Here is an 8,695-nt window from a genome sequence, read left to right as displayed (position 1 = left end):
CAGGCATCGCCGGCTCCTTAAATCAACAGGTAATGAATGACTCACAACCAGCCTGACGGAGAGGGGCTCTCTCACTTGCTGCAGGAAAATCACAGATGCTCTCTCACTTTCTTCAGGAAAGTGAGAGAGCATCGCCGGAAAACCCGCAGGTAGTGAGAGAGCGTCCCGGGAAACCGGCGGGAAGTGCCAGAGCGTCTTAGCCGGTGTTGCGGAGGCCGGCCGCCACTCCGTTGACCGTGATCAGCATGGCCCGCTGGAGCCGCTCGTCAATTTCGGCGCCGTCAATAGTCCCGCTATCGGACCGGGAGTCTGCCCGCACGCGGCGGAGCAGTTCCACCTGCAGGTAGCTGATGGGATCCAGGTACTGATCGCGGATCTCCAGCGAGCGCTTCAAAGTGGGCTGGGCGTCGAGGAGGACGTGCTCACCCGTCAGGTTCTGGACCTCGGTGACCGTGAGTTCGTACTCTTCGCGGATGGCCCGAAAAATGTGGTGCAGCTCCTCGGGGACCAAAGTGGACACGTAGTAGCCCGCGATGTCCATGTCAGTCTTGGCCAGCGTCATTTCCACGTTGGACAGGACGGACTTGAAGAAGTGCCAGCCCTCCATCATCTCCACCAGCTGGGCGGAGTTCCCGGCCTCGCGCGCCGCCTTCAGGCCGGAGCCCACACCGAACCAGCCGGGGACGATCTGCCGCGACTGCGTCCAGCCGAACACCCACGGGATAGCGCGCAGACCACCCAGGCCGGCCCCGGAATCCGGGCGTTTTGACGGCCGGGAGCCAATGTTCAGCGAGCCCAACTGCTCCACCGGCGTGGACGCCAGGAAGTACGCGGGCAGGTCCGGGTGGTCAATAAGCTTCCGGTACCGGTCAAAGGCGGCGTCGGAGATGATCTCCATAACGTGGCCGTACCGTTCGCGCTGATCGTCGGAGGTCCGCGGATCCCGGTGCAGGGCTGAACCCTGGAGCACGGCGGCAAGGGACAGCTCAAGGTTTTCCCTGGCCAGTTCCGGCAGCGAGTACTTGTCGGAGATGACCTCGCCCTGTTCGGTGAACTTGATTTCGCCTTCGAGGACGCCGTTGGGCTGCGCCATGATGGCGTCATACGTGGGCCCGCCACCACGGCCCACGGAACCGCCCCGGCCGTGGAACAACCTGACGCGGACCCCATGCTTGGCCGCGACGTCGCGCAGGTTCCGCTGCGTCTTGTGGATCTCCCACTGGCTGGTGATGACGCCGGATTCCTTGTTGGAGTCAGAGTAGCCCAGCATGATTTCCTGGACGTCGCCGCGCAGCCGGACCAGATCACGGTACGCGGGGACAGACAGCAGCTGGTCCACGATCTCCGCCGAGGCCCGCAGCTCCTCCACGGTCTCCAGCAGCGGCGCGAACCCGATCTTGGCATACGGGGCAGCGCCGAACAGGTTGATGAGGCCGGCCTCGCGGGCCAGGACCGCGGCGGCCAGGACGTCGTCGGCACCGCGGGTCATGGAGATGATGTAGGTCTCGATGACGTCCGGACCGTAGGTGCGCAGGGCGCGGCGGATCTCACGGAAGACGTCGTACGTTCCGTCAGCGACGCCGTCGAGCTTAATCGGGTGGCCGGACAGCGGCCGGCGGGAGGCGAGCTCGGACCCCAGCACATCGAAGCGCTCGTGCCGGCTCAGCTCGGCGTACCGGAGGCCCGGCCCGCCGAGCCGGTCCATCAGCTGGCCGACGGCGTCATGGTGGTGGTCGGCGTGTTCGCGGATGTCCAGGGTGGCCAGGTGCAGGCCGAAGGACGCCACCGCACGCCGGACCCGGGCAAGCGCGCCATCGGCCGCCAGCGCACCCGAATGGTTGCGGAGTGAGAGTTCCAGCAGTTCAAGATCGGCCAGCAGCTCGTCGGTGGCGCTGTAATCACGGCCATGCTCATGGGCGGAATCCGCGGCAATGCGCTTGCCGGTGTTGATCAGTTTGGCCTTGATGCAGGTGAGCTTGAGCCGGTAGGGCTCCTGGGCGTTGAGCTCGAGGACACGGCGGTCCAGGCCCGGGAGTTTCTGCAGGTCGGCGTCGATGGAGTCCAGCAGGTTCTGGTCCGCTCCGGCGAGCGCGGTGGAGTTGGACAGGATAGAGATCAGCCCGTCCATCATGCTGATGCTAATGCGGATGGCGTGCTGGCTCTGGATCTGGAGGATTTCCCGGGTGACCGCCGCGGTGACGTTGGGGTTGCCGTCGCGGTCGCCGCCGATCCATGACCCGAACCGGATGGGGGCGTTCTGGGAGGCCAGGCTCACGCCATGCTCGTCCAGCAGTTCGGAGAGTTCCGTGAGCATCTCGGGCATGGCGTCGGTGAGGATGCCGCCCAGGTAATAGATGGCGTTGCGGGCCTCGTCCACGGGAGTGGGACGGACCTGGCGGAGTTCGTCCGTCTGCCACATCTGGTCGATGACCTCGGCAAGCTGCCGGTCCTGGCGGCGGCGGGCGGTGGTGCCTTCCTTGGTGGGCTGGGCGAGGACGTCCGAAAGCTTGCGGATCTTGTCCAGCACCGAACGCCGGGAGGCCTCGGTGGGGTGCGCGGTGAAAATGGGCCGGACATCCAGTCCGTTGACCACTTCCTGGAGGACCTCGGGCCCGGCCTGGGCGGCAATCTCGGAGACGGCTTTGGCAAGCCAGCCGTCCTTTTCCTGCCTGGTCCGCAGCCCACGGACGCGGTGGACCTGCTCCGCTGCGTTCGCCAGGTGGAAGTAGAACGCAAACGCCCGGACGAGGTCGGTGGCCTGTTCAATGGGCAGGGAACCAAGCAGTTCGCGGACCTGCTGGACGACGTCGTGCGCGCTCCAGGGCCCGGTGGCGTCCGCACCGCCGCGGGCGGCTTCCTTGGATTCCTTGGTCAGCAGGCGGACCTGCTCCACGAGGTTCAGAAGCTCCGGACCATGCTGGCGCACCAGGGATTCGCCCAGCAGGGTGGAGACGCGGCGGACGTCGGCCCGGAGTTCTGAGGCGAGGTCGGTTGCGGAATTCATTGCAGTGTTAGCCATTGAAACTGTCTTTCGAGGGTTCGGACTTGGCTCGTACACTGCGCTGGATACTGTGAGCCACGTTACTGGCTTTCGATGCTACCCGCACCTCGCCCCCGGGCGGAATCCGTCTCAGATGGTGACGCGTCCTCACCTGGCCGGCGGAATGAACACCTCCCTGCTGCGGTTGTACCCGGCGCACCGGCAAAACCTGGAGGTTACATGAGCACAGCACCAACCGCACAGCTTGAGCGCTGGCAGCGCTTCCGCACCAACCGGAACGCCGCCCTTGCGACCCCCCACGGCTGGCTCACCCTCACCTCCTTCCAGTGGCTCGAGACCCAACCCGCCGGCGTCGAACCCGCCCCTGGCCTTTGGTCAACGGACGGCACGACGGCGACGCTCACCGCCGTGGCGGATGACGGGCTGACGCTTGTTGAGACCGGCGAAACCGTTGTCGGCACCCTCACGGCCACCCTCGCCGACGAGGAGTCCCTGATGTGGGTCCAGTTCGGCGGCGGGGACGGCAAACAGGTGGTGGTGGAACTCGCCATGCGCGCGGGCCGGTACGCCATCCGCACCCGGGACTCCGCCTCACCGGTGTTCACCGAATTCGACGGCGTGCCCACCTTCGAATACAACCCGGACCTGGTGATCGAGGCTGGCTACGAGCCGTATCCCGAACCGGTGGCGATCCCCATCGGAACCGCCAATCCGCTGGTGGACGGCGTGCACTATTCGGTGGGTGAGGTGGTTTTCCGGCTGCCGGGCAAGGACCATACATTCCGCCTGCAGGCCGAAGAGGAAAAACTCGGCGCCCTGACCATCACGTTCCACGACGAAACCAACGGGGCAGCCCCGCCGGAAGCAGCAACAGCCGAGTGGCGGAAGCTCTCCACCGCCCGGCCCCGCGTTGACGCACTGGGGAACCGGACGGTCATCCTTGATTTCAACCGCGCCATCAATTACCCCAGCGCCTTCACTCCGTACGGCACCTGCCCCATGCCGGTGAAGAACAACAGCCTGGACTACCGCATCGAAGCCGGCGAGAAAGAGCCTGCACTGTTCTAGACGCTCTGCTCTGGACTCGCTGTTCTAGACGATGGCGGAAACGCCGGTGACCGCCCGCCCAACGATGAGGGTGTTGATTTCGAACGAACCCTCATAGGTGTAGATAGCCTCGGCATCGGAAAAGATCTTGGCCATCCGGTAATCGGTCACAATGCCGTTGCCGCCCAGGATTGACCTGCCCAGCGCCACGGTCTCCCGCATCCGGGCACTTGTATAGGACTTCGCCAGCGCCACCTGCGCCATGTCCGCAGCGCCGGCGTCCTGCAGCTGCGCGATCCGTGCCATCATCCCCATGCTCGCGACGGCGTTGCCCAGCATCGTGACCAGCTGCTGCTGGATGAGCTGGAACTTCGCCAGCGGCCGCCCGAACTGTTGGCGTTCGACGGCGTACTGCCGGGCGACGTCGAACGCCGCCATCTGCTGCCCCACCGCCTGCCAGGCCACCATGATCCGGGATCCGCGCAGGAGCTGGTTGGTGTCCTCGAAGCTGCTGATCCCAGCAAACCGGTCCGCCTCCGGAACGCGGACGTCCTCGAAGACGATGTCCGCGTTCTGCACCGTCCGCAAGGCAATCTTGTTTTCGATCCGGCTCCGGGTCACGCCCGCCAAGGAAGCGTCAACAATGAACCCGCGGACGGCGCCTTGGCCGGAGGCGCCGGCTGCGGTCTCTTCCCGCGCCCACACCAACAGGTAGTCGCAGAACGTCCCGTTCCCGATCCAGCGCTTGGCACCGTTCAGCACCCAAGTGTCGCCGCCGTCGTCGGGCTCCCCTGTCGTAGAGGAAATCCGGCTCGCCCGGGTCTCCATCCCGCCGGCCACATCGGAGCCGTGGCCCGGTTCGGTGAGCGCGAATGCGCCGGTGATGCGCAGGCTTGAGGCGTCCGCCAGCAGGCGCTCCTTCTGATCCGCCGAGCCGAAGCCGTAGAGTGACTCAACAAACAGATCGTGGTGCACCAGGAAGAACGTGGCAATCGACGTGTCCACCCGCGTCATCTCGGCGATGACCAGCCCGGCGAACAGGTTGCTGTAGCCGCGCTGCGCCGGGGTGCTCAGCTCAAGCGCCGCGAGTTTGGGAAGGATGTGGGCGGGAAATTCAGCCTTGTTCCACCAGTCGGTTGCATAGGGCGCGATTTCCGTGGCGAGGAACTGGCGAAGCTCGGCCAGCTTGGCCTGCTCCGTGGGGCTGAGCAGGGATTCGAACGCAAAAAAGTCGGCCGTGGGCAGGTCCTCGAGCCGCGGCCCCGCCGCCGCCTCAACCGGCGCCGTGTTCACTTCGGGCCCATACGGATGGCGCCGTCGAGCCTGATGGTTTCCCCGTTGAGCATGGCGTTCTCCACAATGTGGGCCACCAGGTTGGCGTACTCGGCGGGCCTGCCGAGGCGGGACGGGTGCGGTACCTGCTGCCCCAGGGAATCCTGCGCGTCCTGCGGAAGGGTGGCCATCATGGGCGTCTCGAAAATGCCCGGGGCGATGGTGACCACGCGGACCAGCGAGCGCGCCAGTTCACGGGCCAACGGCAGCGTCATTGCGGCAACGGCACCCTTGGACGCGGCATAGGCAGGTTGGCCGATCTGGCCATCGAAGGCCGCCACCGACGCCGTATTGACGATGACCCCGCGCTCCGGACCGCCCAGTTCGGTGCTGACCGGTTCCGTGGTGACCATTGCCGCGACAGCAAGCCGCAGCACGTTGAACGTGCCGATGAGGTTCACCTGGATGACGCGGTTGAAGGTGTCCAGCGGCAGCACTCCGTCCCGTCCCAGCACCTTCCCGGGGGTGGCAATACCGGCGCAGTTCACCACAATCCGCAAGGGGCCAAGCGCCACGGCGGCGTCGACGGCGGCCTGCACCTGCGCCGCATCGGTGACGTCAGCCGGAACAAAAACCGCAGCCCGGCCGGAGCCGGAGGTGCCGCCGTCAGAGGGGCCGGTCCCGTTCAGCTCCGCCGCGAAAGCCGCACCGGCCGACGACGGGAGATCGATCAACACAACCGACGCGCCGGCGTCGAACAGCCGCCTGGCCGTGGCGGCACCCAGACCGGACGCCCCGCCCGTAATCAGAGCCACAGTACCCAAGACGTCCATACATCCTCCTTGATGCGGCCACCGGAGCTGCCCAGCGCGACCATTAGTTAGTGAATGTTAACTGAAATACCCGCGGCCTGCACCCGTTAGGCTGGAAACCATGACCTCGCCGGACCCCAGCACCGCCCCGTCCAGCCTCCAGCCGGTCGACTGGCAGGACAGGGCAAATGTGGCTGCCCGCTCCGTCACGGCACTGTTTGGCCGGCGCCTGCTCTGGCTTCCGGGGACCCATCTGGCAGCAGTGCAGTGGCCCTCGAAACAGCTGAAGAACCTCCTCCAGCCGTGGCATTACTGGTGGCAGGCGCACTACGTGGACTGCCTGGTGGACGCCGGGCGCCGTGAACTGGGCAACGGAGCAACCCCGGCGGCGCGTTTCAACGGCCCGGACCATCCGAGCGCCGGCAAGCTCGCTTCCCGGCTGGTCACCGGCATCCGGCTGCGCAACGCCTTCACCTTCGTCAACAGCTACTACGACGACATGGCGTGGCTGGCGCTGGCCACGCACCGGCTGGAGAAACTGGCGGAGGAAACCCGCAAACCCGGGCAGCGCCGCCACGCCCGGATCCGGGAAAAACTGACCCTCCAGTTCGATTCGGCTTCCACCGACGACCTCGGCGGCGGGACATTTTGGAGCAAGAAGCGGGATTTCAAGAACACCCCTGCCACAGCCCCGGTAGCCCTGTACTACGCCCGGACCGGGCACCAGGCTAAGGCCCAGAGGCTGGTGGACTGGCTCAACGCCGTGCTTTTTGACGAGCCCCAGGGCCTCTACCTCGACGGCGCCCGGCTCAACGCGGCCGGCGAAGTGGTGGTGGAGGGCAACATCTACACCTACAACCAAGGGCCCGTACTCGGTGCACTCCTGGAACTGGGTGGCGAAGCCAACCTGGCCCGCGCCGCCGCCCTCATCGGGGCCGTGGCCCGGCACCTGACAGTGCCCACGCTCGCCCCTGAACTTGCGCCCGGCGGGGCGCCCCCCGCCGCGCCGCCGTCGCGGGTTCTCCGCTGTGACGGAACGGGCGACGGCGGACTCTTCACCGGGATCCTCTGCCGCTACCTGGCACTCGCCGCCCTCGATGACCGACTTCCCGCGTCCGCCCGGTCCGCCGCTGCCGAACTCGTACTGGCCACAGCTGACGCGTTCTGGGCCGGCCGCCGCCTCGTGGACGGCGGCGTGGTCTTCTCCATCCACGCCACGCAGCCGGCCGGGGCAACCTATCCCCCGGGTGCCGCCGTCGAACTTTCCACCCAGCTGCAGGCCTGGATGGTCCTGGAGGCCGCCGCGACCGTCCAGCCGAAGCGGGCGGGTAATTAAGTCACGCAACAGTTACGTAATTGATGTGATCCTGATCACTTCCGGCGGATCGGGCTTGGTATCTTAGGTTTGGCTAACCTACAGTTTCTCGAGTGAGCCAGCCCCCGTCCCGGCTTGCCCGGACCATCGGTCCACAACACTTTTTCCCCAGAAAGTAGCCTCAATGAAGATCCGCAACAGCGCCCTGGCCGGCATCGCACTCGCCGCCACCGCAGCCCTGGGATTGACCGCCTGCGGCGGCAGCACCTCCCCGGCAGCCACCACCGCCCCCTCCGCCTCGGCCGACGCCAAAGTGTCCGGCGAGATCACGGTGTACAACGCCCAGCACGAAAGCCTGACCAAGGAATGGATCGATGCCTTCACGGCTGAGACCGGCGTCAAGGTGACCATGCGCCAGGGCTCGGACACCGAGCTTTCCAACCAGATCGTCCAGGAAGGCGCAGCATCCCCGGCTGATGTCTTCCTCACCGAGAACTCACCCGCCATGGCCCAGGTCGAGAATGCCGGCCTCTTCGCCGATGTCGACGCAGCCACCGTGGAGCAGGTTCCGGAAGAGTACCGTCCCAGCACCAACAAGTGGACCGGCATCGCCGCCCGCTCCACAGTCCTGGTGTACGACAAAGCCAAACTGACCGAGGACCAGCTGCCCAAGTCCATGCTTGACCTGGCAAACCCTGAGTGGAAGGGCAGGTGGGCCGCATCCCCGTCGGGCGCTGACTTCCAGGCCATCGTGGCCGCACTGGTCGAGCTCAAGGGCGAGGCCGCAGCGGACGAGTGGCTCAAGGGCATGAAGGAAAACTTCAAGGCCTACAAGGGCAACAGCACCGCCATGAAGGCAGTCAACGCCGGCGAAGTGGACGCCGCCCTGATCTACCACTACTACTACTACGGCGACCAGGCCAAGACCGGCGAAAACTCCAACAAGGTCACCCCGTACTACTTCAAGAACCAGGACCCGGGCGCGTTTGTGTCCGTCTCCGGCGGCGGTGTCCTGAAAACCGCGAAGAACGCGGCCGCTGCGCAGGCTTTCCTGAAGTTCGTCACCGGCAAGAAGGGCCAGGAAGTGCTGCAGAAGGGCACGTCCTTCGAATACGCCATCGCCTCTGACGTGCCGGCAAACGAGAAGCTGGTCCCGCTGGCTGATCTTCAGGCGCCCACGGTGGACCCGGCGAAGCTGAACTCCACCAAGGTCACCGAGCTCATGACCAAGGCAGGACTCCTGTAATT

The 8,695-nt window shown here is 65.9% G+C and carries 6 protein-coding genes; 3 read left to right on the top strand and 3 right to left on the bottom strand.

The features are described from left to right. Positions 1 to 196: 196 nt before the first annotated feature. Positions 197 to 3,019 carry a phosphoenolpyruvate carboxylase gene (ppc, locus tag ACP7AX_RS15195; RefSeq protein ID WP_426227497.1) on the bottom strand — a complete coding sequence of 941 codons (2,823 nt, stop codon included), beginning with the start codon at positions 3,017 to 3,019 and terminating at the stop codon, positions 197 to 199. A 201-nt stretch (positions 3,020 to 3,220) separates the two neighbouring features. Here ppc and ACP7AX_RS15190 point away from each other — a divergent pair, with 201 nt between their 5' ends. Beyond that, a complete protein-coding gene (locus ACP7AX_RS15190; RefSeq protein ID WP_131684541.1) occupies positions 3,221 to 4,069 on the top strand; it encodes a DUF1684 domain-containing protein in 849 nt (282 codons plus the stop codon). A gap of 24 nt (positions 4,070 to 4,093) precedes the next feature. On the opposite strand, the gene ACP7AX_RS15185 is transcribed toward ACP7AX_RS15190, so the two are convergent. Together ACP7AX_RS15185 and ACP7AX_RS15180 are read right to left on the bottom strand one after the other, a co-directional pair. Then, the gene (locus ACP7AX_RS15185; RefSeq protein WP_426227494.1) at positions 4,094 to 5,341 is read right to left on the bottom strand and encodes an acyl-CoA dehydrogenase family protein; all 1,248 of its coding nucleotides are present in this window, start codon (positions 5,339 to 5,341) and stop codon (positions 4,094 to 4,096) included. Then, entirely contained in the window at positions 5,338 to 6,153 is an 816-nt protein-coding gene (locus tag ACP7AX_RS15180) for an SDR family NAD(P)-dependent oxidoreductase (protein WP_426227492.1), read from the bottom strand. Before ACP7AX_RS15180 ends, ACP7AX_RS15185 begins: the two co-directional genes overlap by 4 nt. A 100-nt stretch (positions 6,154 to 6,253) precedes the next feature. Here ACP7AX_RS15180 and ACP7AX_RS15175 point away from each other — a divergent pair, with 100 nt between their 5' ends. Together ACP7AX_RS15175 and ACP7AX_RS15170 are read left to right on the top strand one after the other, a co-directional pair. Then, on the top strand, positions 6,254 to 7,468 hold the full coding sequence (locus tag ACP7AX_RS15175; RefSeq protein WP_426227490.1) for a glycoside hydrolase family 76 protein: 1,215 nt from the start codon (positions 6,254 to 6,256) through the stop codon (positions 7,466 to 7,468). Between the two features lie 163 nt (positions 7,469 to 7,631). Then, the gene (locus ACP7AX_RS15170) at positions 7,632 to 8,693 is read left to right on the top strand and encodes an iron ABC transporter substrate-binding protein (protein WP_426227488.1); all 1,062 of its coding nucleotides are present in this window, start codon (positions 7,632 to 7,634) and stop codon (positions 8,691 to 8,693) included. The last annotated feature ends 2 nt before the right edge of the window (positions 8,694 to 8,695 follow it).

Source organism: Pseudarthrobacter sp. DSP2-3-2b1 (assembly GCF_049895945.1).
Classification (GTDB): Bacteria; Actinomycetota; Actinomycetes; order Actinomycetales; family Micrococcaceae; genus Arthrobacter.
The sequence above is the reverse complement of the archived record's forward strand: the minus strand, read 5'-3'. Positions and strand labels throughout refer to the sequence as shown.

What these genes read in the sequence shown, in the direction of transcription:
- ppc (WP_426227497.1), bottom strand. Translation starts at nt 3,019, where the DNA reads ATGGCTAACACTGCAATGAATTCCGCAACCGACCTCGCCTCAGAACTC.
- ACP7AX_RS15190 (WP_131684541.1), top strand. Translation starts at nt 3,221, where the DNA reads ATGAGCACAGCACCAACCGCACAGCTTGAGCGCTGGCAGCGCTTCCGC.
- ACP7AX_RS15180 (WP_426227492.1), bottom strand. Translation starts at nt 6,153, where the DNA reads ATGGACGTCTTGGGTACTGTGGCTCTGATTACGGGCGGGGCGTCCGGT.
- ACP7AX_RS15175 (WP_426227490.1), top strand. Translation starts at nt 6,254, where the DNA reads ATGACCTCGCCGGACCCCAGCACCGCCCCGTCCAGCCTCCAGCCGGTC.
- ACP7AX_RS15170 (WP_426227488.1), top strand. Translation starts at nt 7,632, where the DNA reads ATGAAGATCCGCAACAGCGCCCTGGCCGGCATCGCACTCGCCGCCACC.